Source organism: Pseudomonas sp. HMSC067G02 (assembly GCF_001813485.1).
In the GTDB taxonomy this organism is placed as follows: Bacteria; Pseudomonadota; Gammaproteobacteria; order Pseudomonadales; family Pseudomonadaceae; genus Pseudomonas; species Pseudomonas aeruginosa.
On record NZ_KV812672.1, the window covers coordinates 36,792 to 58,908 of the forward strand.

The 22,117-nt window shown below is 65.8% G+C and carries 18 protein-coding genes; 14 read left to right on the forward strand and 4 right to left on the reverse strand.

Annotated elements, in window-relative coordinates; translation table 11 throughout:
• Positions 1-88: 88 nt before the first annotated feature.
• The 3 genes from HMPREF2914_RS14030 to HMPREF2914_RS14040 all read right to left on the reverse strand — a co-directional run bounded on the left by HMPREF2914_RS14030 (position 89) and on the right by HMPREF2914_RS14040 (position 2,633).
• A complete protein-coding gene (locus tag HMPREF2914_RS14030) occupies positions 89-727 on the reverse strand; it encodes a DUF6348 family protein (RefSeq protein ID WP_003090593.1) in 639 nt (212 codons plus the stop codon).
• Between the two features lie 428 nt (positions 728-1,155).
• The gene (locus tag HMPREF2914_RS14035; RefSeq protein ID WP_023091652.1) at positions 1,156-2,091 is read right to left on the reverse strand and encodes a FecR domain-containing protein; all 936 of its coding nucleotides are present in this window, start codon (positions 2,089-2,091) and stop codon (positions 1,156-1,158) included.
• Positions 2,092-2,093: 2 nt separating this feature from the next.
• Positions 2,094-2,633, reverse strand: a complete 540-nt coding sequence (locus tag HMPREF2914_RS14040; RefSeq protein WP_023091651.1) for a sigma-70 family RNA polymerase sigma factor — start codon at positions 2,631-2,633, stop codon at positions 2,094-2,096.
• Between the two features lie 168 nt (positions 2,634-2,801).
• Here HMPREF2914_RS14040 and HMPREF2914_RS14045 point away from each other — a divergent pair, with 168 nt between their 5' ends.
• The 14 genes from HMPREF2914_RS14045 to HMPREF2914_RS31595 all read left to right on the forward strand — a co-directional run bounded on the left by HMPREF2914_RS14045 (position 2,802) and on the right by HMPREF2914_RS31595 (position 21,299).
• Positions 2,802-3,281 (forward strand): VOC family protein, encoded by a 480-nt coding sequence (locus HMPREF2914_RS14045; protein ID WP_003090600.1) that lies wholly within the window; start codon positions 2,802-2,804, stop codon positions 3,279-3,281.
• A gap of 31 nt (positions 3,282-3,312) precedes the next feature.
• The gene (locus tag HMPREF2914_RS14050; RefSeq protein ID WP_003090602.1) at positions 3,313-3,705 is read left to right on the forward strand and encodes a GFA family protein; all 393 of its coding nucleotides are present in this window, start codon (positions 3,313-3,315) and stop codon (positions 3,703-3,705) included.
• Between the two features lie 29 nt (positions 3,706-3,734).
• A complete protein-coding gene (locus tag HMPREF2914_RS14055; RefSeq protein WP_003119461.1) occupies positions 3,735-4,013 on the forward strand; it encodes a hypothetical protein in 279 nt (92 codons plus the stop codon).
• 74 nt (positions 4,014-4,087) lie between these two features.
• Positions 4,088-4,630 carry a hypothetical protein gene (locus HMPREF2914_RS14060; RefSeq protein ID WP_023091650.1) on the forward strand — a complete coding sequence of 181 codons (543 nt, stop codon included), beginning with the start codon at positions 4,088-4,090 and terminating at the stop codon, positions 4,628-4,630.
• A gap of 76 nt (positions 4,631-4,706) precedes the next feature.
• Complete coding sequence (locus HMPREF2914_RS14065; protein ID WP_031278574.1) at positions 4,707-6,590, forward strand: AAA family ATPase; 1,884 nt, start codon at positions 4,707-4,709, stop codon at positions 6,588-6,590.
• A 1-nt stretch (position 6,591) separates the two neighbouring features.
• Positions 6,592-7,230: a 4Fe-4S single cluster domain-containing protein gene (locus HMPREF2914_RS14070; protein WP_003090610.1), complete on the forward strand. Its 639-nt coding sequence runs from the start codon at positions 6,592-6,594 to the stop codon at positions 7,228-7,230.
• Between the two features lie 14 nt (positions 7,231-7,244).
• Positions 7,245-13,541 carry an AAA domain-containing protein gene (locus HMPREF2914_RS14075; protein WP_023091648.1) on the forward strand — a complete coding sequence of 2,099 codons (6,297 nt, stop codon included), beginning with the start codon at positions 7,245-7,247 and terminating at the stop codon, positions 13,539-13,541.
• Positions 13,538-14,887, forward strand: a complete 1,350-nt coding sequence (locus HMPREF2914_RS14080) for a coiled-coil domain-containing protein (RefSeq protein WP_023091647.1) — start codon at positions 13,538-13,540, stop codon at positions 14,885-14,887. The genes HMPREF2914_RS14075 and HMPREF2914_RS14080 overlap by 4 nt, the downstream gene beginning before the upstream one ends.
• 164 nt (positions 14,888-15,051) lie before the next feature.
• On the forward strand, positions 15,052-15,276 hold the full coding sequence (locus HMPREF2914_RS31590) for a SymE family type I addiction module toxin (protein WP_023091646.1): 225 nt from the start codon (positions 15,052-15,054) through the stop codon (positions 15,274-15,276).
• A 395-nt stretch (positions 15,277-15,671) separates the two neighbouring features.
• A complete protein-coding gene (locus tag HMPREF2914_RS14090) occupies positions 15,672-16,052 on the forward strand; it encodes a nucleotide pyrophosphohydrolase (RefSeq protein ID WP_023091645.1) in 381 nt (126 codons plus the stop codon).
• A 27-nt stretch (positions 16,053-16,079) separates the two neighbouring features.
• Positions 16,080-17,936, forward strand: coding sequence for a DUF2075 domain-containing protein (locus HMPREF2914_RS14095; RefSeq protein WP_023091644.1), 1,857 nt, complete (start codon positions 16,080-16,082; stop codon positions 17,934-17,936).
• A 271-nt stretch (positions 17,937-18,207) separates the two neighbouring features.
• On the forward strand, positions 18,208-19,626 hold the full coding sequence (locus HMPREF2914_RS14100) for a tyrosine-type recombinase/integrase (protein ID WP_023091643.1): 1,419 nt from the start codon (positions 18,208-18,210) through the stop codon (positions 19,624-19,626).
• A 230-nt stretch (positions 19,627-19,856) separates the two neighbouring features.
• The gene (locus tag HMPREF2914_RS14105; protein WP_023091642.1) at positions 19,857-20,219 is read left to right on the forward strand and encodes a hypothetical protein; all 363 of its coding nucleotides are present in this window, start codon (positions 19,857-19,859) and stop codon (positions 20,217-20,219) included.
• A gap of 15 nt (positions 20,220-20,234) precedes the next feature.
• Positions 20,235-21,299, forward strand: coding sequence for a DNA cytosine methyltransferase (locus HMPREF2914_RS31595; protein ID WP_023091641.1), 1,065 nt, complete (start codon positions 20,235-20,237; stop codon positions 21,297-21,299).
• Between the two features lie 158 nt (positions 21,300-21,457).
• On the opposite strand, the gene HMPREF2914_RS32380 is transcribed toward HMPREF2914_RS31595, so the two are convergent.
• A complete protein-coding gene (locus HMPREF2914_RS32380) occupies positions 21,458-22,114 on the reverse strand; it encodes a hypothetical protein (RefSeq protein ID WP_023091640.1) in 657 nt (218 codons plus the stop codon).
• Positions 22,115-22,117: the final 3 nt, after the last annotated feature.

A 22,117-nucleotide genomic window follows, 5' to 3' on the forward strand; every position in this document is an offset into this window, starting at 1 on the left:
TCGTGTGGTAGGGGTCGAACTCGTCGAAGGGCGACCTGACAGGAATGGAGCCGCCATCGACGCCTTGCGGGCTGCGCGACGCGGCGGCCTACGCCAGTGGCTTGAGCATGAGGAAGTTGCGCACGCTGTAGTAGCCCTGCGAATCCTGCCAGTCGAGAGCGGCCAGGTTCTGCATGCCGGCTTCCCACGGCTGGTTGTCGAACAGCGCCTCCACCGTGCGCTGGTTGCCGAAGGCACAGAAGAAATGCCGGAACCAGTGCAGGCGCGCGTCCAGCGGCTCGGCGCGAATCGCCCGCTCGATGCTCGGGAACAGCCCGGCCGGCAGCGGCGGCGCCTTGCCCTCGGCGCCGCGCAGGCCGAGGTTGCCGATATGCACCTCGAAACGCCGCTCGCCGATCTCCCAGGTCTCCACCATCACCTGGTCCTCCTCGGCCTGGCCCCAGAGCGCGGAAAGCAGCACGTGGAAAGAGTTGGAGGCGAAGTTACGCAACGCGTCCTGCAAGCCGTCCTCGCCGCTGCCGATGCCGGCGAAGGCTTCCTGCAACTGGCGCTCGTCCTCCAGCAGCACGTCGACATCCAGCCGCCCGGTCTTCTCCCCCGCATACCAGGTGGCGCGGATCGCCGGTAGCCGCCCAGCTGGCGCCACCCATTCGCCGTGCACGACGCACTCGATCCGGTGGGATTCGAACAGAGCAGCCAGATGCTGCGAGACGGAGACCGCTTCCATGGGTTGTCCTTGCATGGTCGAGGGCGCGCCGCCGAGGCGCTGCCCGGAAAGCCCGGCGAGGCCGGGCGAAACGCGGCATAGGGTAGCGCAGATCGGAATCCTCGGCGCCGCCAGCTTCGTCACGCTGGCGCAGCGACAGCCAAGAGCCCTCCTGCCGTCGCTGCTGCGAGCGGGGCCTCGTCCACCTGGCTGGTCTGGCGCAGGCGTGGGACAGGTCGGGCCGAAGCCCCCTCCCAGGCCCTGGCCGAGAACTCGGGTGCATAGGCAGGGAAACGCATCGGTACCGACGAGCCGGACGTAGTGCGCAGGAACCCGGAAGGGAATGCGACATCAGATTTTCCTGTTTGGCAACGTCCGCGGCTGCTTCATGTGTTGGCCGAACAAGAATGACCATCGGCAAGCCCGCGACGTTGTTCTGCGTCTGTCCTTCAGACCGACTCGACGGTGACCCAGTAACGCGTCAGATAGCGCACGCGCACGGGCAGCGACTTGCCCAGGTTCTGCAGGACCGCGTCGATCCGGTCCAGGCGGTAGGTGCCGGAAAGGCGCATCTCCGCCACCTCGGCGGCGCAGCGCAACACTCCGGCGCGATAGCGGGACAGCTCGGCGATGAACTCGCCCAGCGGCCAGTCCACCACCGTCAGCACGCCCTGCGTCCAACTGCCTTCGCCTTCGCGCAAGGGCGTCGACGAGTAGCCGCGTCGCTCGTCGAAGAGAGCCTGCTGGCCGGCTGGCAGGCGCATCGGCCGGGTCGGCGTTTGCAACGGGCGTAGCTCCACTGCATGGCTGAGGACGCAAACGCGCGTGCGCGGCCCCTCGCAACGCACGCTGAAACGGGTTCCCAGCGCGCGCACGCTGCCTTGTGCGGTGTGCACGAGGAACGGGCGAGCGCTCTGCGCGCTTTCCACGAGGATCTCGCCCCGCCACAGGTACGCCTGGCGCAGGCTTTCGTCGTAGGCCAGGTCCAGCGCGGTGGCGCTGCTCAGGTCGACCCGGGTACCGTCCGCCAGGCGCAGTTGGCGGCGTTCGCCGACGCCCGTGCGCTCCCCGGCGAGGAGCGCACGGTAAGACAGGCCGCCGCTCGCCAGCCAGCCGCTACCCGCGGCGCAGGCCAGCAGGGCGAGCGTCTTGAGCAGCGCTCGGCGCCGCGCACGCACGCCTGCCAGCGTGTGCAGGGAGGTCTCCACCGGCAGCACCGCCCATTGGCCCTGCAAGCGCTCGATACGCTCCCAGGCCCGACGGTGTCGCGGGTCGGCCTCCAGCCATTCGCGCCAGGCCTGGCGCTCGCCATCGTTCGGCGGTTCCGCGCCGAAGCGCACGTACCAGGTGGCGGCGGCCTCCAGCACCTCGATCTCCAGTTCCATGGTCAGTCCTTGCAGAGCAACAGGCAGCGGGTCATGGCGCGAACCATGTGGTTCTCCACGGTGGTCATCGAGACGCCCAGGCGCTCGCCGGCCGACCTGTAGGTAAGCCCTTCGAGCTGTACCGCGAGGAACACCTGGCGGGTACGCTCGCCCATGCCGTCGAGGGCGAGGTCGATGGCAGTCAGGGTCTCCAGGATCGACAGTCGCGTTTGCGCTGGAATGTCCAGCGGCTCCGGCCGCGCGGCCAGGCTGTCCAGATAGGCCTGCTCGGTGGCGCAGCGGCGGAAGCTGTCGCTCATCAGCGCCCGGACGCTCGCGCTCAGGTAGCAGTGCGGTTCGCGGAGGGCCTCGGCGCTACGCGAGGCGAACACGCGCACGAAGGTGCCGTGGGCGAAATCGGCGGCATCCTGGGCATTGCCCAGGCACAGGCGAAGCCATTGCCGGAGCCGGCTTCCATGCTCGACGCGGGGTTTGCCTATCGAGGCCGTCGGGCACGCTGGCCGTTCTTCTTGCGGTGGATGGGGGCTGGCGGGAGGGAGCATGGCAGTTCACGACACTTATGATAATGAGTCTCATTCTATTTACGCCCGAAGCGGAACTGCAACTGCGCATGCGATCGCCCGGCAGCGCCACCGTTCGGCGCCCAGCACGGCTCGAAACGCCCGCAGGTCTAGACTTCCACGGTCGCCCCCCCCCATGGAGACCCAGCCATGATCAGCAAGAACACCATCTGCCTCTGGTACGACAGTGCCGCCCTGGAGGCCGCGACCTTCTACGCCGAGACATTTCCTGACAGCGCCGTGCTGGCTGTCCATCGTGCGCCCGGCGACTACCCTTCCGGCAAGGAGGGTGACGTGCTGACGGTGGAGTTCCGGGTGATGGGCATTCCCTGCCTCGGCCTCAACGGCGGCCCGGCCTTCCGCCACAGCGAAGCGTTCTCCTTCCAGGTCGCCACCGACGACCAGGCCGAGACCGACCGCCTGTGGAACGCCATCGTCGACAATGGCGGCGAGGAAAGCGCCTGCGGCTGGTGCCGCGACAAATGGGGCATCTCCTGGCAGATCACCCCGCGCGTTCTCAGCGAAGCCATCGCCAGCCCCGACCGCGCGGCGGCCAGGCGCGCCTTCGAGGCGATGATGACGATGGGCAGGATCGATATCGCCACCATAGAGAAGGCCTTCAAGGGCTGAGCGCCCCAACGCCTTGCAGAGGAGTACCGAAATGGATCGATTCACCGGCGGCTGCCTCTGCGGCAAGGTCCGCCTGGTGGCGAGCGGCCAGCCCTATCGGGTCGGCCTCTGCCACTGCCTCGACTGCCGCAAGCACCACGGCGCGTTGTTCCACGCTTCGGCGATCTTCCCCGAGGAGGCGGTGAGCATCGAGGGCGAGACCCGCGACTACGCCGGGCGTTTCTTCTGTCCGCAGTGCGGCTCGTCGGTGTTCTCGCGCAGCGCCGACGAGATCGAGGTCAGCCTCGGCGCCCTCGACGCTCCCGACCAGTTCCAGCCCACCTACGAACTCTGGACCATCCGCCGCGAGGGCTGGTTGCCGGCGTTTCCGCTGGCACGGCACTATGAAAGGGATCGCGAAGGCGACGGCCGTAGCGAAGAGTGACGTTATTCCGCCAGGAGAAGGGAGGCAGCATGGACGAACTGTTCGAAGAGCACCTGGAGATCGCCAAGGCGCTGTTCGCCCAGCGCTTGCCGTACTGGTGCGATGTCTTTCTGCGCCCGGCCGACCAGGCTTTCAACGCCTACCTGAATGCCCGCGGCCAGGCCTCCACCTACCTGGTGCTCGAAGGCTTCGATCCGGTCTATATTCCTCGCGGCTGCGACCTCGACGCCGTGCGCGCGACCGCCAGGGCCAGGGCGCGACTGAGAGAAGCGGGGCTGGGCGAAGACGCGCTGCCCGTACTGCTCTGAGCGCAGGCCGCCAGTATCGCGGAAGCATCTGCTGGCAATTCCTCCCACCGCACTGTCCGCCAACGGAAGGCTACATGAACGCCCACCCCTACCTGCTCCGTCTCGCCGCCGGCCTGGCGCTGCTTCTGCCGGCCGCCTGCACGTCCCCTGCCCCGCCAGCACCGAACCTGACCGCGCTGTTCGCCGACGCCCTGCACTGCCGCGGCGACTTCCCCGACGCCCGCTTCCGCGCAACCGCCGAGCGCCTGCGCGCCGAGGGCGTCGAAGTGCTGGATCGCGCGCCCGGCGAGACCCTCGACCTGCTCTACCGCTTCGCCACCCCGCTGCGCATCGACGGCAGCCTGGTGAACGCGGTGCGGGTACGCGGCGACAGCGGCGTGCTGGTGATGGCCTACGCCGAGGGCGACCTCGAAGACTTCGCCCGGCGCCAGGGCGCGACGCCGCACCCGGCGGAACGCGCCGCGCTGGATGGTTTCGGCGAGCTGGAGGTGCTCTACAGCCGGCCGCTGTCGCCGCGTCCCGGCCTCGACGAAAGCCCGCCGCGCCTGGTGATCGGGCGCGGGATCGAGGCGGCGGCGCAGGCGTTCCGCTGGGGCTGCCGGAGCTACGACGGTTGAGCAGGCGCTCCGCCAAGCCTGGCACCCGGAACTCGTAGCGGTTTTTGTCGCCTCCGGCGAGGTCAGGGTTGGAGACATGGCCCTCGGGGCAATATGCTGTGGCCACGACACACGCTGTGAGCGACTATCGATGCCAGGGACTGCACTGTTCGAAAAGCCACGCTGGTTGCGCGACCTCCTGCGCTTCCTGCCCCTCAAGAGTCAATTCGTCCTCTCCGGGAACATCCGCGACCTGCAAGCCTGCGAAGTGGTGCCGGGCACGGTCACCGCGCAGAGCTTCAACCAGACCCTCTGCGACGCCCTGCTGGACGCCGGCTACGCCCAGGTGCTGGCCTGGGATCCGCTGGCCGGGTTCCGCGTGCTCGGCCGGCCGGGCAGCGAGGCGGGCGCCACTCCGCAGGTGCTTCTCGACCTCGGCCTGACCCCGGTGGATGGCGCCGCGCCGGCCGGCACCGACCTGCTCGGCGCAACCCTGCAACGCCTGGTCAACCGTAGCGGCGAGCCGATCGCCCTGATCGTCGACTTCGCCTCGCGCCTGGCGGTGCGCAACGACGCCCTGAGCGCCGCCGAGCATCAGTTGTTCACCCAGGCCCTGGTACTCTCCCACCAGGCCCGCAGCCGTCCCGCCGGGGAACAGCGCAAACCGTTCTTCAACAGCGTGCTGTGGGTGGTGGAAAAGGAAGGCGACCTGCCCGACTGGCTGCTGGTGGACAACCCGCGCCTGCGCCATATCCCGGTGTCGAAGCCCGACCAGGCGGCGCGCCGGGCCCTGGCCCCGACGCTGCTCCGCGGGCTCGGCGGCGCGGGCGTCGCCGAGGAGGCCCTGCAACAGGCCGCCGCGACCTTCGTCGAGAACACCGAAGGCCTGCTGCTCCTCGATCTCAACGCCATCGTCCAGCTGGCGCGCGTGGAAGGCCTGGCCATGGAACGCATCGCCGACGCCGTGCGCCGCTACAAGGTCGGCGTCACCGAAGACCCCTGGCTGAAGATCGACCGCCAGCGCATCCGCCAGGCCGACGAGATCGTCCGCCGCCGGGTCAAGGGCCAGCAGCACGCGGTGACCCACATGCTGGACATCGTCAAGCGCGCGATGACCGGGGTCGGCGCCAGCCGCAAGGGCAACCGCCCGCGCGGCGTGGCCTTCCTCGCCGGGCCCACCGGGGTCGGCAAGACCGAGCTGGCGAAGACCGTCACCAGCCTGCTGTTCGGCGACGAGAGCGCCTACATCCGCTTCGACATGTCCGAGTTCAGCGCCGAGCATGCCGACCAGCGCCTGATCGGCGCGCCGCCCGGCTACGTCGGCTACGACGTCGGCGGCGAACTGACCAACGCGATCCGCGAAAAACCCTTCAGCGTGGTGCTCTTCGACGAGATCGAGAAAGCCCACCCCCGGATCCTCGACAAGTTCCTGCAGATCCTCGACGACGGCGTGCTCACCTCCGGGCGCGGCGATCGCGTGTACTTCTCCGAGGCGCTGATCGTGTTCACCTCGAACCTGGGCATCTACCGCCAGGGGGAAAACGGCGAACGGGTCGCCAACGTGCTCCCCGGCGAGCCCTTCGAAGCGGTGCAGGGCAAGGTCCACGGCGAGATCGAGCGCTACTTCAAGCTGGTTCTCAACCGCCCGGAAATCCTCAACCGGATCGGCGAGAACATCATCGTCTTCGACTTCATCCGCGCCGACGTCGCCGAGCAGATCTTCACCCAGATGGTCGACGGCACCTTCGCCGACCTCCGCGAGCAGCGCCTCGTCATCGAACTGGCCGAGGCGCCGCGACAGGCGCTGCACGACCTCTGCCTGGGCGACCTGTCCAACGGCGGCCGCGGCATCCGCAACCAGCTCGAAGCGCGCCTGCTCAACCCGTTGTCGCGGGCGCTGTTCGACCAGGACGCGCAGCCGGGCGAGCGCTTCCTGATCAGCGCCCTGGACGCCGACGGCCTGACCCTGGAACGCCGCTGAGATGGAACTGAGCCTGTCGCGGGTGCACTTCCCGGTGACCACCCTGGGCCCGGGACGGCGCCTGGGCATCTGGTTCCAGGGCTGTAGCATCCGCTGCCCCGGCTGCATCTCCGCCGATACCTGGGGGCCGGGCAGGCGGCGCATCGCCCTGGCACGCCTGCTCGCCGACATCCAGCCATGGCTGGAGCAGGCCGAGGGCATCACCGTCTCCGGCGGCGAACCCTTCGAGCAGTTCGCTGCCCTCCTCGCCCTGCTCGGCGAACTGCGCCAGCGCAGCCGCGCCGACATCCTGGTCTACAGCGGCTACCCGCTGGAGCATCTGCACGCGCAACTGGAACAGGCCGCCGGGCTGATCGACGCGCTGATCAGCGACCCCTACCAACAGCACGCCGAACAGAGCCTGGCCCTGCGCGGCAGCGACAACCAGCGCCTGAGCCTGCTCACCGAACTCGGCCGCGCGCGCCTCGGCGGCTACCAGCGGCCACTGCGCGAAGACGACAAGGCCCTCGACCTGATGTTCGACCACGACGGCAGCGTGTGGATGGCCGGCATCCCGCGCCGCGACGACCTGCTGCGGCTGCAGGACCTGCTGCGCGAACAGGGCCACCAACTTAGCGTCAGCGCCCACCGGCCGCGCTGAATGGATCGATACCGATGATACGTTTCTGCCCCAACTGCCAGAGCGAACGCTCGCTTTCGGAAATCTTCTGCGAAGGCTCGATCCAGGGCCAGCCCTGCGGCTGGGACCTTTCCGCCGAAGCCATCCATCCCGCCGGCTGGCGACCACAGCCGGTGCTGACCCAGGAGGCCATCGCGCCGCCCGCCAGCGAGCCGCCAGCGGCGTCCGCCCCGCTCTGCGCCAACGGCCACCCGCTGCAACCCGGCGACCTGATGTGCCTGGAGTGCGGCGCCGCGCCGGCCGAAGGTCCACTGCCGATGCAGGCCGAGGCCACGCCGCAGCCCGCCGTCACGGAAACCCTGATCGACGGCTGGCGCCTGCTGCGGCAGATCGCCAGCAGCGACGGCGTGCGCGAGCGCTACCTGGCCGAACATGCGGAAAGCGCCCGCCAGGCGGTGCTCACCCTGTATCGCCCGGGCGCCGAGCCGGACCCGGCGATCTACGACGTGATCCGCCGCCTGCCGCGCGAACACGTGCCGGAAATCCTCGCCACCGGCCGCTGGGACGAGCGCGCCTACGAAGTGGTCGAGGAACTCACCGGCGGCAGCCTCGCCGACCTCGGCACCGTGCTGGAGGACCGCGAGGCGGTGCGCCACGTGGTCCGCGAGCTGGGCCACGCCCTGCACGTGTTCAACGAAGCCGGCCTGCGCCACCGCGACCTGCGCCCGGCCAGCCTGCTGGTGCGCAGCCACGAGCCGCTGGACCTGGTGATCAGCGGCTTCGGCTCGGCGCGCCTGTCGGAATTCGACCTGGATATCGTCTCGCCGCTGGAGACCAGCCGCTACATGGCCCCCGAGGCGATCGCCGGCGGCGTGGCGGCGGCTTCCGACTGGTGGAGCCTGGGCATGATCCTGCTGGAGCAGCTGACCCGCGGCGCCTGCTTCGAAGGGGTCAACGCCAACGCCTTCCTGATCCACGTGCTGGCCAACGGCGTAGCGCTGCCCGACGACCTCGACCCGCAGTTGCACCTGCTGCTGCGCGGCCTGCTTGCACGCGACCGCCACCAGCGCTGGCAGTGGCCGCAGGTACAGGCCTGGCTGAACGGCGAGGCGGTGGACGCGCCGGCCTCGGCGGACAGCGAAAAGGACGACGCCGAAGGCGCCAGCATCGCCCTCGGCGCCCGGCGTTTCCGCAAGCCAACGGTCTTCGCCCTGGCCGCGGCCCAGGCCGAGCACTGGGCGGAGGCCCTCGACCACCTGCTGCGCGGGGCGATCGTCACCTGGGCCGAGCACATCGGCCTGTCGCCCAGGCTGCTCGCCGGCCTGCGCCAGGTGGCCCAGCACGAGGGGCTGGAGGACGACTTCCGGCTGATGCTGGCGCTCAAGCTGCTGAACCCGGAAATCCCGCTGATCCAGCGCGGCGAGATCGTCACCCCCGGCTGGCTGCTGGAGCATCCGCTGGAGGGCTACCGGCTGATCAGCGGCTCGGTGCCCGACCTGCTCGAACAGTTGCACACCGAAAGCTGGCTGTCGCGGCTCAAGACCCGCGCCGAGAACGTCCGCCAGCGCGCCCTGCACCAGCACATCGAACTCGCCGAAGAACAGTTGCGCATCTACCTGCTGTCGACCTCGCGGGCGCGCCTCGCCGCGCAGTGGCAGGAGCGCCAGCGCCTCCTGCCGGACACCGAGCACCCCGGCCTGCTGGCCCTGGCCGAGCGCCGGGTGATCGCCGAGGAAGACCTGATCGTCCTGCTCAGCGCCAACATCGGCCAGTTCCGTGCCGCCGAGGCGATCGTCGAGGAAGCCGCCGGCCTGGCCCGCGACGCCGATGTGCACCTGTTCGACGCGGAGACCGCGCGCGGCCTGTTGCAGCACTCGCGGCAGGAGCTGTACCGCCGCGTCGACGAACGCATCAGCGGCTTCGCCCGCAGCGGCGTGCCCAGGGTCGACGAATGGGCCGAGCAGTTCCGCCTGGAGCGGCGCATGCCGTTGGCGAGGCTCCTGGTGCTGCTGGCGATCCCGCCGGAACAGTGGCTGGAACCGCAGAAGCAGCAGTACGTGTCGCAGATCCTCGATTTCTTCGAGAAGAAAGTGGTCGCCGCGGTGATGCGCGGGCCGCTGGTGCGCATGAGCATCGGCAAGAGCACCCCACGCATCGACCTCAACGAACTGCACAGCGCGCGACGCCCCGCCGCCGCCCTGCTCGACCATCTGCTGCAACGCAACGCCCGCGCGGTGAGCCTCGACCCGGACAGCTTCCTCGCCAACCCGCAACTGGAAGTGCGGCTCAACGCGCTGTCCCGGCAAAGCTCGCTGTACAAGCGCGACACCGGCATCGACGGCCTCTACCTGGGCTTCCCCTTCCTGCTCAACCGCGACCCGCGCGGCACCACCCGCACGCGCATCGTGCCGCTGCTACTGTGGCCGCTGAAGCTGCAACTGGAAGTCGGCAGCCGCGGCCAGGTGGCGCTGGCCTTCGACGGCGAGCGCGAGGAAGTGCGCCTCAACCCGGCCCTGGAAAGCCTGCTCGGCCCCGAGCCGTGCAAGCGCTGGCGCAAGGTCGCCGACGAATTGCTCGGCCGCTCCGCGCTGCGCGCCGCCGATGTGATGGATGCCTTCGGCCTGCTCGCCACGCCGCGTGCTAGGGTGCCGGAAGGATTGCCACCGAGTTCCACCGAGGTCACGCCCTACCAGGACCAACTGGCCTGCGCCGCGGTGCTGTTCCACGTCACCTTCATGGGCCAGGCGATCGGCGAGGACCTGCGCCAGCTGAAGAGCCTGCCGCCCTCCGGCACCGGCCTGGAGACCGCGCTGCGCCTGCGCGAGAACGGCGAGCCGGAAGCCCGCGAGAGCCCGCCGGAGTTGCAGCGCTACTTCACCGTGGCCAGCGACCCGTCCCAGGAGGCCGCCGTGCTGCAGGCCCGGCAGAGCCCGGGGCTGCTGGTGGAGGGCCCGCCCGGCACCGGCAAGAGCCAGACCATCGTCAACATGGTCGCCGACGCCATCGGCCGCCAGCGCAGCCTGCTGATCGTCTGCCAGAAGCACGCCGCCCTGGAAGTGGTGCACAAGCGCCTGGTGGCCGAGGGCCTGGGCCAGCGCATCGTCATGCTCAACGACGTCAACCGCGACCGCGAACCGGTGATCCGCAACATCCGCGAGCAGCTCGAAGCGCTGTTCGCCGACGCCGGCGGCGCCCAGGGCTGGGAGCGCCAGCGCGAGCGCCTGGCGGCGCGTATCGAGGCGCTGGAAGGCGAACTGGACCGCTACCACCAGAGCCTGCACCGCGTGGACGAGGCCACCGGGCTGAGCTACCGGCGCCTGCTCGGCGAACTGATCGAGCTGGAGAAAGGCTCGCCGCCGCTGGACTTCCCGGCCCTGCGCCAGCGCCTGGCGGCGCTGGACATCGGCAGCCTGGCGCGCCTGGAGGAAAACTGCGCGCCGCTGGTCCGCCTCTGGCTACCGGCCCGCTACGAAGGTAGCCCGCTGGCGCAACTGCGCGCCTTCGCCACCGACCAGGCCACCCTGCAAGCCTTCGCCGACAGCCTGCGCGCCTTCGGCGAAGCGGAGAACGCCCGGCAGAAAGCCCTCGACGAACACCCGGCGAGCTTCGAGGTCGACGACCCGACGCCCTACCGCGCCTGGCTGGCAAGCCAGGTCGGTACCCTGCTGAATTTGCGCGAGGAGCAGCGCCAGCGCCTGGCCCACTGGCTGCCGCTGTTCCGCGACGCCACGCCAGGGCAGCCGAGCCGTGGCGACGGCCTGTTGGCGGAGGCCGAGCAGATCGAACGGCAACTGCGCCAGCTCGACCTCGAACGGCATGCGCCGCTGCTTTCGCCGGCTCTCGCCATGCTCGAAGAGAACAACCTCGAACGCTTCCAGGCCCACGCCCGCCAGGTGCTCGAGGCACGCACCTGGCTGGCCCGGCTCAACCCGCTGCGCCTGCTGCGGCGCGGCCGCCTGCGGCGCTTCCTGCGCGAGCACGGCGAGGCCGACGACGACAGCCGCCTGGCCGCCCTCCTCGGCGCCTGCGACCTGGAGCGCCAGTGGCGGCCGCTGCGCCGGCGACTGGCGGCGCTGCAACAGAGCCTGGGGCTGGCGACAGTCGCCACCGATGCCGGTCCGGAACTGACCGGCCTGGCCGGCAGCGCCAGCCAGCAACTGCGCGAGATCCAGACCCTGGCTCGCAGCCTGGCCCAAGCGCCGCGCGCCGAGCAGCTCGACGCGGTGATCCTCACCGGCGAGAAACAGCGCTTCGAAGCGCTGCTCGGCGACCTCGACGCCGCGCTGATCCGCCAAGCCGCACGCCAGCTCAGCCTGGACAAACTCAAGGTGCTCGCCGACTGGCTCGGCGACGAACTGCTGGAACAGCTGCACCGCGCCATCGCCGGCAACCAGAGCAACCTGCCGGCCCTCGGCCGCCTGCGCGAGGCGCTGCCGCAACTGGTCGCCTACCAGCGCTTCCGTGGCCGCGCCAACCAGCTCGAAGCCACCGACCTGGAATTCCTGGCCCTGCTGCGCCAGCGCCAGGAACGACTCGACGCGATTCCCGCCGAAGCACTCGAAGCCACGGTGCGCCGCATGCTCAACCGCGAAGCGCGGCTGGGCTGGAAGCAACGCCTGGAACAAGACAATCCGGAACTGCTGTTCAGCCAGGACGAAGCCAGGGCCAGGGTCGCCAGCCTCGCCGAAGCCGATGTGCAGATGCGCGCGCTGAACCGCGAACTGCTCGGCAAGGGCATCGACGCCGCGCGCCTGGGCAGCCGCAAGCAGTGGGAAGACGTCACCCGCCTGACCGGCAAGCGCTCGCGGCGCCTGCGCGAGTTCATCGAGCTGGGCACCGAACTCGGCCTGATGAGCCTGCGCCCGGTCTGGCTGATGAACCCCGACCTGGCCAGCCGCGTGCTGCCGCTCAAGGCCGGGCTGTTCGACATGGTGATCTACGACGAAGCCTCGCAGATGCCGGTGGAGTTCGCCCTGCCGACCCTCTATCGCGGGCGGGTCACGGTGGTCAGCGGCGACGAGAAGCAGATGCCGCCGACCGCGTTCTTCTCCAGCCGCGTGGAAAGCGACGAGGCCGAGCTGTTCGACGGCGAAGCGCCCGACGAGGACGCCGACGAGGAGCAGCGCGAAGCCTACGAGGACACCTGGAACCGCCGCGAGATCAAGGACTGCCCGGACCTCCTGCAACTGGCGCGCAACGCTCTGCCCAGCACCACCTTGCAGATCCACTACCGCTCGGCCTACCGCGAGCTGATCGGCTTTTCCAACGCCTCGTTCTACGGCAACCGCCTGAGCGTGCCGGTACGCCATCCGCAGGCCAACATACTGCGCATCAAGCCGCTGGAACTGATCCAGGTGAACGGCCTGTACCAGAACCAGAGCAACGAGCGCGAGGCCGAGCGAGTCGTCGACTACCTCGCCGAACTCTGGCGCCAACCCTACGCGGCGCGGCCGTCGGTGGGCGTGGTCACCTTCAACCGCAAGCAAGCCGACCTCATCGAGGAGCGCCTGGAACTGCGCGCCGAGCAGGACGAGGCGTTCCGCGCCGCCTACAGCGAGGAGCGCGAGCGCAGCGAAGACGGCGAGGACATGGGCGTGTTCGTGAAGAACGTGGAGAACGTGCAGGGCGACGAGCGCGACGTGATCGTCTTCTCCTCCACCTTCGGCCGCAACGGCCAGGGCAGCTTCCGGCGCAACTTCGGCGTGCTCGGGCAGACCGGCGGCGAGCGCCGCCTCAACGTGGCGGTGACCCGCGCGCGGCGCAAGGTGGTGATGATCACCTCGATGCCGATCGGCGACATCTCCGACATGCTCGGCACCCAGCGCTCGCCGAGCAGCCCGCGCGACTACCTGCAAGGCTACCTGGAATACGCCCGGGCACTGTCCGCCGGCGAGTTCGCCGGTACCGGCCAACTGCTCGAGCGCCTGCACACCGACCGCAGCGACCAGCGCCGCCAGCACTACCAGCGGCACGACGGCTTCAGCGAGATCGTCGGCGAGTACATCCGCTCGCTGGGCTGGTCCGCCGCACCCGCCAGCGAAGGCGACGCCTTCGGCCTCGACTTCGCCATCGAGAACCCGGCCACCGGCCTCTACGCCATCGGCATCGAATGCGACGCCCCCTGCCACCCGCTGCTGGAACGCGCCCGCGCCCGGGAAATCTGGCGACCCTCGGTGCTGCGGCGGGCGATCCCGCACCTCCACCGGGTTTCCTCCCAGGGCTGGTACCACGACGGCGACAACGAACGCGCGCGACTGCGCGCCGCCATCGAGAAAGCCCTGGCGCCTAGCGCGGAAACCCATCCCACGGCAGCAGCGGAGGCCTCCCAATGAGCGGACCGAAAGTTGTAAGAATCGTCACCCGGGAAGAAGCCATCGCCACCTGCGAGCGCGACCTGCAACGCCTGGACAAGGCCCTCGCGCGCTGGGAAAACCAGGCCAGCCGGCTCGCCCAGCTCAGCGACGCCGAGCGCGCCGCCGCCCACGCCCGCCGCGCCAGCCTGCACGCCCTGCTCGAACAGGAACGCTGGCTGGATGTGCAATTGCAGGTGAAGATCGAAAGCGAATTCCTCAAGCGCGACCTCGCCGAACGCGAAGAGCGCGCCATTCGCCAGGCCGCGGAAACGCGCCAGCAACACCGCCGCCTCCAGGAAAACGCCAGCGCCCTGCTCCAGGCCCTCGACGCCAGGCCCGATGCCGCCAGCGCGGCACTCCGGCAAACCCTGCAAGCGCTGGCCGACGGCGCCCTCCGCGACGACGCGGAAGCCCTGCTCGCCCAAGGCTTCGCCGCCCTCGCCAGCGCCCCCGTCGAAGAACGCCTCAGCGCAGCCCAGCACGAACTCGCCCAGCGCCTGAAGACCGACGAAACGCCCATCACCCTGGAACAGTGGCGCGCCCGCCAGCAACAGGACGCCCCGCGCGAACAGCGCCTGGCGCGCATCGACCGGCACATCGCCGAACTGCAACTGCTGCAAGGCGAGGCCAGCGCCCAAGCGTTCCTCGAGCGACTGGCCCGCGCCGAAGCCGAACAGCGGCCGGAGCGCCGCAACCTGCTGCTCGACAGCCTGGTTCTCGACCTCGCCCAGGCCGCCCGCGAACACCAGCAGCAACGCCAGCGACTGGAACACCTGCAAGACCTCGCCAGCGAAGTCGCCGCCCTGGGCGCCGCCGAACACGCCGAACTGCTCCAGCGCGCCGCCGCCTGCCAGCCCGACAGCGATCCGCAGCAACTCGCCGAACTCACCGAGCGATGCAACGCCATCCTCACCGCCCACCTCCAACAACAGGCCGCCCTCGCCCGCCGCCAAGCCGTGCTCCAGGGCCTCGCCAGCCTCGGCTACGAAGTCCGCGAAGGCATGGCCACCGCCTGGGCGCAGACCGGCAGGGTCGTCCTGCGCAAACCCGCCACCCCCGGCTACGGCCTGGAAGTCGGCGGCAAGGCCGACAACGGCCGCCTGCAACTGCGCGCCGTCGCCCTCAACGCCAACCGCGACAGCCAGCGCGACCGCGACATCGAAACCCTCTGGTGCGGCGAGTTCCAACGCCTCCAGGCCCTGCTCGCCGCCCAGGGCGGCGAACTCAGCGTGGAACGCGCGCTGGGAGTGGGAGAAGTGGCGTTGAAGGAGATTGGCGAGGAGGAGCAGCGGGAGATGGGGGTGGCGCGGCAGAGGGGGTTGTGAAGGGGCCGGCTGGCGCCTCGGCGAGGCATTCGATCCGGGCAGCCCATCGCTTGCCCCCTGGATGCCCCCTCGCTACCCTGCCGGCCAGGTGCTGAACACACCTTCTCTAGGCGGTTAGCCGCTCCCGAAAGCCAAGCGGTTTTTTACCTACACAGGAAAAAATCATGGCTACCCAGAAATCTCCTCTTTCGAACTCTCGACTTCTAACGATCGGCTACCAGCTCTATGAAAGCCGTCATAGCGATTGGGAACGTCGTGGCAAGCCACGGCCAGTTCCCTACCTGCGCTTGAGTGGCGACTGGCTGGAGGCTGCGGGCTTTGAGGTTGGCTGCAAGGTGAGCATTCAGGTCACCAGGCGGCGCCTTGTCATGCACGTAGTTGAGGATTGAGGCCAAGCGCCCCTCGGGCAGAGGGTATCTGCTCAGGGGGCGCTGGTTTCTCTGTGAACCTTCATCCCATTCCTGCCGCATCTCGCCCTGCGCTCGCGCACCAGGCATCGTAGGAAAACGTCGCTCAGACACCCTTGTCTCCTCGAGCTGAAGCCAGCATGGGAGAGCAAGCTCAGCGTGAAGCGAACTCCTGGACTACAGGTAGCAGCAAAAAACCTATGGGTGGCTGACGATTCGCCAGGAGCATATCCTACAGCTTGTAGCCCCCCTATCCCATGAAGAATCCCTACGATCTTTCTCCCTTCGTCTGAAGGAAGTATGGTGGCGGGCAATGGCGTCGCAGACGCCCGAGGCCCCGCCTCGCCGCCAGCCCGAAAAGATTCCTGGATATCGCCGTGACAAACGCATCGCCCCCCTCCTCCCTGGTAGACGTCGGCCAGCTCGCCGCCGCCCTCGAACGTTTCGCCGCCGAGCGCAACTGGGCCCAGTTCCACTCGCCGAAGAACCTGGTCATGGCCCTGACCGGCGAGGTTGGCGAACTCAGCGAGATCTTCCAATGGATGGACGAGGAGCAGTCGAAAAACGCCGCGCGCCATCCCGATACCGCCCAGGCGGTGCAGGACGAACTGGCCGACGTGCTCATGTACCTGGTGCGCCTCGCCTCGGTCCTCGGCGTCGACCTGGATGCCGCCGCCCGGCAGAAGCTGGAGCAGAACAACCGGAAATACCCGGTAGAAAAAGCCCGGAATAGCAGCAAGAAATACGACCAGTTCTGAAGAAAGGCCATATCAGGGAAGATCGACGTGATCGTTTACGAAGCGACCAAGAAGCAGTTCCTGCAAGACAGCGACAACGACGATATCGAAGAGGTGATCCTCCAGCATTTCAAGGCGGTCACCGGCAAAAGCGTCGGCAACTCGGAAATCAACTCGTGGAAAGGCTCCCTCGGCTACATGGCCAAGGTGCTGCGCGACGAGGAAGTGCCCGACGACACAGGCCTGGCCATCGAGCTGCATATCCCCCAGACCTCCAAGCGCATCGACATCACCCTCACCGGGCGCGACGAGTCGGGAGCCAAGAACGCGGTGCTGGTCGAACTGAAGCAGTGGAGCAAGGCCAGCGCCACCGGCAAGGACGCCATCGTCCGCACCGCCCTGGGCAATGGCCTGCGCGAGGTCGTCCACCCCTCCTACCAGGCCTGGTCCTACGCTACCCTGCTGGAGGGCTTCAACGAGGCGGTCTACGAAGCAAGCATTTCCGTCCGCCCCTGCGCCTACCTGCACAACTATCCGCGCGACGGAGTGATCGACTCCCCGCACTACCGCGACTACATGGAAAAGGCCCCGCTGTTCCTCAAGGGCAAGGACGAACTGGCGCGCCTGCGCAGCTTCATCAAGCAGCACATCAGGACCGGCGACGCCAAGGAAGTGCTCTACGAGCTGGCCAACGGCCGGATCCGCCCGTCCAAGGCCCTGGCCGACTCGCTCAAGGGCCTGCTCGCCGCCCAACCGGAGTTCGTACTGATCGACGACCAGAAGGAAATCTACGAGTCCGCCATCGCCGCGGCCAGGTCAGCCTCCGAGACGCATCCCCGTGTACTGATCATCGAGGGCGGCCCGGGCACCGGCAAGACGGTGGTCGCGATCAACCTGCTGGTCCACCTCACCGGGCTCGGCCTGGTCGGCAAGTACGTGTCCAAGAACGCCGCGCCACGCAAGGTCTACGAATCCAGGCTGGTGGGTTCCATCACCCGCAGCCGCTTCTCCCACATGTTCACCGGCTCCGGCGGTTTCATCGAGACCGAGCCCAACACCTTCGACATGCTGATCGTCGACGAAGCCCACCGCCTGAACGAGAAGAGCGGGCTCTACGGCAACCTCGGCGAGAACCAGATCAAGGAACTGATCGAAGCCTCCAAGTGCGTCATCTTCTTCATCGACGAAGACCAACGCGTCACCCTCAGCGACATCGGCAGCAAGCAGGCCATCCGCGAGTTCGCCAAGGCGAAAGGCGCCACGATCGAGGAATACAGCCTCGCCTCGCAGTTCCGCTGCAATGGCTCGGACAGCTACCTCGCCTGGCTCGACGACGTGCTCGACATCCGCCCGACCGCCAACCAGCAACTCGACGCCAGCCAGTACGACTTCAAGGTCTTCGACACCCCCGAGGCCCTGCACGCCGCCATCGCCGCCCGGAATCAGGACAACAAGGCCCGCGTCGTGGCCGGCTACTGCTGGCCGTGGCGCAGCAAGAAGGATCCCCGGCAACAGGACATCGTCATCGGCGACTACCAGCGCCAATGGAACCTCGACCAGGACGGCAGCCTCTGGATCATCGCCGAGAACTCCATCGAACAGGTCGGCTGCATCCATACCTGCCAGGGCCTGGAGGTCGACTACATCGGCGTCATCATCGGCCCGGACCTGATCGTCCGCGACGGCAAGATCATCACCGCCCCCGAACAACGTGACCGCCACGACAAGTCCATCCGCGGCTACAAGAAGCTGATGAAGGAAAACCCGGAACTGGCGCGCAAGGAGACCGACCTGATCATCAAGAACACCTACCGGACGCTGATGACCCGGGGGATGAAGGGGTGCTACGTGTTTTGTACGGATGAGGAGACGGCGAGGTATTTTCGGGGGCGTGGCGGAAGGTAGGACAGCTTCCAGGGCATCGTGGACGCGTCATGCAAAGAGATGAGGATGAGGAATTTTAATATTCTACCCCTTGTACCCCATGCGCTTATTTGGTGGATTTCCATGGATGTCCATGGACGCTGACGGAACACCTATAACCTAGTAAATACGGGGCATACAGGCTATATTGGCGTCCATCGCGATCCACCAGCATCCACCGACAGCCAAGCGATTCGGTGGGGCAAAAGTGGGGCAAAATTCCAGGGCGACCGAATCAGGCAAGGGATAGGAAGTGGCAAAACTGACGGCGAAGCAATTGGAGGCGCTCACCTCGGCCGACGACGGCAAGACGTTGCGTGAAGACGGCGGCCTGGTCGCCAAGGTTCGTGCGGGTGTACGCGGCGTCACCGTCCTGTTTCGCTACGAGTTCAAACTCGATGGAGCCAAGCGCGATCACCGCCTGGGCAGTTGGCCCAAGAAATCGCTGGCGCAGATCCGTGCCGAGCGCGACGAAGTCAGAGCGACCGTCACCAAAGGCATCGATCCCACCACCGCCCGCAAGGCCGCCAAGATCGAAGCCCAGGCCGCCATCGCCGCCACCATTGCCGAGGCCGAACGCCAGGCCGCGGAGAACAAGACGGTCGCCGACCTTTTCGAAGAGTGGATGCACGACGGCGTATCCCGCCAGGACGGCAACGCCGAACTGCGCCGCAGCTTCACCAAGGATGTGCTGCCACTCATTGGCAAGAAGCCTCTGCGCACCCTGACCGAGAAAGACCTGCTCAACGTCCTGCGCTCGGTCAAGGCCCGTGGCCTGAACCGCACCGTAGTGATCCGCAGCAAGGACATCGGCCAGATGCTGCGCTGGGCGGAGAAACGCAAGCCGTGGCGCACCCTGATGGCCGACGGCAACCCGGCCGACCTGATCGACGTCAACAAGCTGCTCGACCACGACTACGAGGAACAGCGCGATCGCCTGCTCTCTCCTGACGAAATCCGCGAGCTGCGCGATATCTTCGCCCGCCTGGAGCGTGACTACGACGCCCTCCCCGCCGGCCAGAAATACTCCGGCATCCGCCCCGTCAATCCACGTGTGCAATGCGCCGTCTGGATCTGCCTAAGCACTCTCTGCCGTATCGGCGAGCTGCTCAAATCAGAATGGCGCTATGTGGATCTGGACAAAGGCACCTGGTTTATCCCTGCCGAAGCTACCAAGGGACACAAGGGCAAGCGCCAGGATCATCACGTATTCTTGTCGCCATTCGCGCTGAATCAGTTCAAGCGCCTGAAGGAAGAAACCGGCCACACCCCATTCTGCTTCCCCAGCAAGGACGAGAAAAACCACGTCGACACCAAGACGGTCAGCAAACTGATCGGCGACCGGCAGTGTCGCTTCAAGAACCGTAGCAAGCCCCTAGCTGGGCGCCATAATGACGACTCACTGGTGCTAAACAAAGGTACCAGGGGAGAATGGACACCACATGATTTGCGCCGCACCGGTGCAACGATGATGCAGGAGCTCGGCGTGACACTGGAGATCATCGACCGCTGCCAGAACCACTTGCTGGGTGGATCCAAGGTGCGCCGGCATTACTTGCATCACGACTATGCAAAAGAGAAAACCGAAGCTTGGGGGCTACTGGGCGAGCGTATCAAGGCCATCCTAACTGACCACACCCGCCCCCGCTGCAGCGCCAAGTTAACGGCGTGATAGCACAAGCCCTCAATCAAGCAAACCGAGGCGGACACTGAAAAGAACATGTACTAGATGGAGATCTGTATTGAAGAGAGCTAAGGGCCTTCTGCCAATAAAGGACGACTACGTGAACCCCAGCAAAGGCAAGGCACTATGCCATCACGCGATAATGGCGTCTGAGATTGACGTGACGCGTCACGGGATTGATGATCTTGCACAACGAAGAACGCCAAGGATGACTAGAAATGTACTGGATTGAAATCTGCACCGACGGCAGCTACGTGATCAATGGGCAAGAATATCCACTGCTCTCCGAGGGTATCGAAGAGCATGAGAGCTACGATGGCGAGCGCTCTGGCAACGATTGGGCAAAGAGCATCATTCCTTTCGAGCTCGAAACCGAGCATGGCGTTTTCGTCTGGGAAGTGGAGATCATCGAATATCTGGGGCGAGATGTCGCCAGCCTCTTAGGCTACCGGATCACTGAGTACCCAGACCACGTTCTCCTAAAAGACGAGGTCATGTTCCGTATGCAGGACGGATGGGCTTACCCGAAAGAGCCGACACTCGACTTGAAGCCCAAAGTGACTAAAATGCGGCTCGTTTGAAAGAAGATCTCCCCCATGATTGATGCAGTTGACCTCTTCTGTGGCGCTGGTGGCCTAACCGCTGGCATGCGTAATGCTGGTATCGACGTTCACGCTGGCTACGACATTGAGGCCCAGTGCAAGCACGCCTACGAAGTCAACAATAATGCAGTTTTCGTAGCCAAAGACGTCAAAAATCTCACCAAGAAGGAGCTGAACGCCTGGTACCCAAGGAGAGCTGAAGGTCGCTACCGCTTGCTTGCTGGCTGCGCCCCCTGCCAACCCTTCTCCACTTACAACCAAGGGCGCGATACCAGCACCGACAGCAAATGGCCTTTGCTTTATCATTTCGCCCGCCTGATCCGCCAGGTCAAGCCGGAGCTGGTCACGATGGAAAACGTACCGGATGTGACTAAGCACAAAGTCTATGGCGACTTCGTAAAAAACCTTGAGCAGCAGGGCTACAAGGTATGGGCCAACCGTGTAGCTTGCGTCGAATATGGCTTACCTCAGCACCGTCGTCGCCATGTATTGCTAGCATCCAGGCTCGGCCCAATCGAACTCATTGAGCCTACTCACCGTGATGCGCCTGTCAGCGTCATGGAAATGATCGGCGACTTACCCCGAATCGCAGCAGGCGATTGTGACCCGGAAGATCCGATGCATCGCGCCGCTACGCTGACACCGATCAATCTTCAGCGAATCCTGCACTCTCGCGAAGGCGGTACCTGGCGGGACTGGCCTCCGCATCTCGTTGCAGAATGCCATCGCAGAACCAGCGGCAAGAGCTATCCCAGTGTCTATGGACGAATGAAAAGGGATGAACCGAGTCCGACCATGACTACACTCTGTTATGGCTTCGGTAATGGCCGCTTCGGCCACTACGAGCAAGCTCGAGCATTATCGTTGCGCGAGGCCGCTATTCTTCAATCCTTTCCACGAAACTATGAGTTCATGCCCCCAGAGCAGATTACCTTCAAGGCAGTGGGTCGAATGATCGGTAACGCCGTACCAGTCCGCCTGGGGGAGGTGATCGGTGAAAGTCTCATGCGTCATGTCGAAGCGTACGAGCAAAAACGGCGTCAACGAATTCCCGCTTAACTCCTTAGATCTACAAGTCTACGAGACTCGCACGCCTGCATTACAAATATTTTCCAGCCCAGCTCATGCAGCTGGGCTTCTTTTATAGGATGCGCCCACCGCCTACAATGTGCGCCCCCTGGAAATGGTTATCCTAATAGTCCACAGAACGCATTGAGTTACTTCGCAATACTCCGAGCGCTCGCTTCCGCCCCTTGGCGTATCAAATGATTTAGCAGCCAGCAATCATCATGTGCGGTTGTTTGATAAGTACGCAGCTCTTTCCAACTACATAATGAGCTAATAGCATATATGCTGAGCTCGTAAGAGTTTTCAGCCCTCATATAAAAAGTAGGGAACCGAAACGAGAACCATGCAGGGAGACCAGGTATTTTTTCATTTAGACAAGTTTCCGAGATGGGCTGAACATGAAAATAATTATGTTCATCCCCCTCCGCCTCTGGGTGTTCATATCTATATCCAAAACCATTAAAACCTTCCACACCCTTACCTGTAAGAGAAATAGTCTCGGCATTAAAGTCTCCTCCCCCCTTACTCACAAATCTTATAAACCTCACCCAATCCCTTTTATCATCAACATGAACCAAAACCACAGAAGTATTACCGGCCGGCTCCTTAAAAAACCTAAAGAGATGATCCCGCAACGACGCCTTATTATCCCTCGTGTAATTTATAGCACAGTGTCGATTTGGAGCAGGTGATTGCATCAGACCTTGATACTTTGCAAGGGCCTGCTTCCCCTGAATTTTTTTCCGACCATTATCATGCAGATTTGCAAGAAAATCCGCCAAACGTCCTGCACGTTTATCATCCATGAG

What these genes read in the sequence shown, in the direction of transcription:
- HMPREF2914_RS32380 (WP_023091640.1), bottom strand. Translation starts at nt 22,114, where the DNA reads ATGGATGATAAACGTGCAGGACGTTTGGCGGATTTTCTTGCAAATCTG.
- HMPREF2914_RS14080 (WP_023091647.1), top strand. Translation starts at nt 13,538, where the DNA reads ATGAGCGGACCGAAAGTTGTAAGAATCGTCACCCGGGAAGAAGCCATC.
- HMPREF2914_RS14050 (WP_003090602.1), top strand. Translation starts at nt 3,313, where the DNA reads ATGGATCGATTCACCGGCGGCTGCCTCTGCGGCAAGGTCCGCCTGGTG.
- HMPREF2914_RS14075 (WP_023091648.1), top strand. Translation starts at nt 7,245, where the DNA reads ATGATACGTTTCTGCCCCAACTGCCAGAGCGAACGCTCGCTTTCGGAA.
- HMPREF2914_RS14040 (WP_023091651.1), bottom strand. Translation starts at nt 2,633, where the DNA reads ATGCTCCCTCCCGCCAGCCCCCATCCACCGCAAGAAGAACGGCCAGCG.
- HMPREF2914_RS14060 (WP_023091650.1), top strand. Translation starts at nt 4,088, where the DNA reads ATGAACGCCCACCCCTACCTGCTCCGTCTCGCCGCCGGCCTGGCGCTG.
- HMPREF2914_RS14105 (WP_023091642.1), top strand. Translation starts at nt 19,857, where the DNA reads ATGTACTGGATTGAAATCTGCACCGACGGCAGCTACGTGATCAATGGG.
- HMPREF2914_RS14045 (WP_003090600.1), top strand. Translation starts at nt 2,802, where the DNA reads ATGATCAGCAAGAACACCATCTGCCTCTGGTACGACAGTGCCGCCCTG.
- HMPREF2914_RS14035 (WP_023091652.1), bottom strand. Translation starts at nt 2,091, where the DNA reads ATGGAACTGGAGATCGAGGTGCTGGAGGCCGCCGCCACCTGGTACGTG.
- HMPREF2914_RS14055 (WP_003119461.1), top strand. Translation starts at nt 3,735, where the DNA reads ATGGACGAACTGTTCGAAGAGCACCTGGAGATCGCCAAGGCGCTGTTC.
- HMPREF2914_RS14030 (WP_003090593.1), bottom strand. Translation starts at nt 727, where the DNA reads ATGGAAGCGGTCTCCGTCTCGCAGCATCTGGCTGCTCTGTTCGAATCC.
- HMPREF2914_RS31590 (WP_023091646.1), top strand. Translation starts at nt 15,052, where the DNA reads ATGGCTACCCAGAAATCTCCTCTTTCGAACTCTCGACTTCTAACGATC.
- HMPREF2914_RS14065 (WP_031278574.1), top strand. Translation starts at nt 4,707, where the DNA reads ATGGCCCTCGGGGCAATATGCTGTGGCCACGACACACGCTGTGAGCGA.
- HMPREF2914_RS14070 (WP_003090610.1), top strand. Translation starts at nt 6,592, where the DNA reads ATGGAACTGAGCCTGTCGCGGGTGCACTTCCCGGTGACCACCCTGGGC.
- HMPREF2914_RS31595 (WP_023091641.1), top strand. Translation starts at nt 20,235, where the DNA reads ATGATTGATGCAGTTGACCTCTTCTGTGGCGCTGGTGGCCTAACCGCT.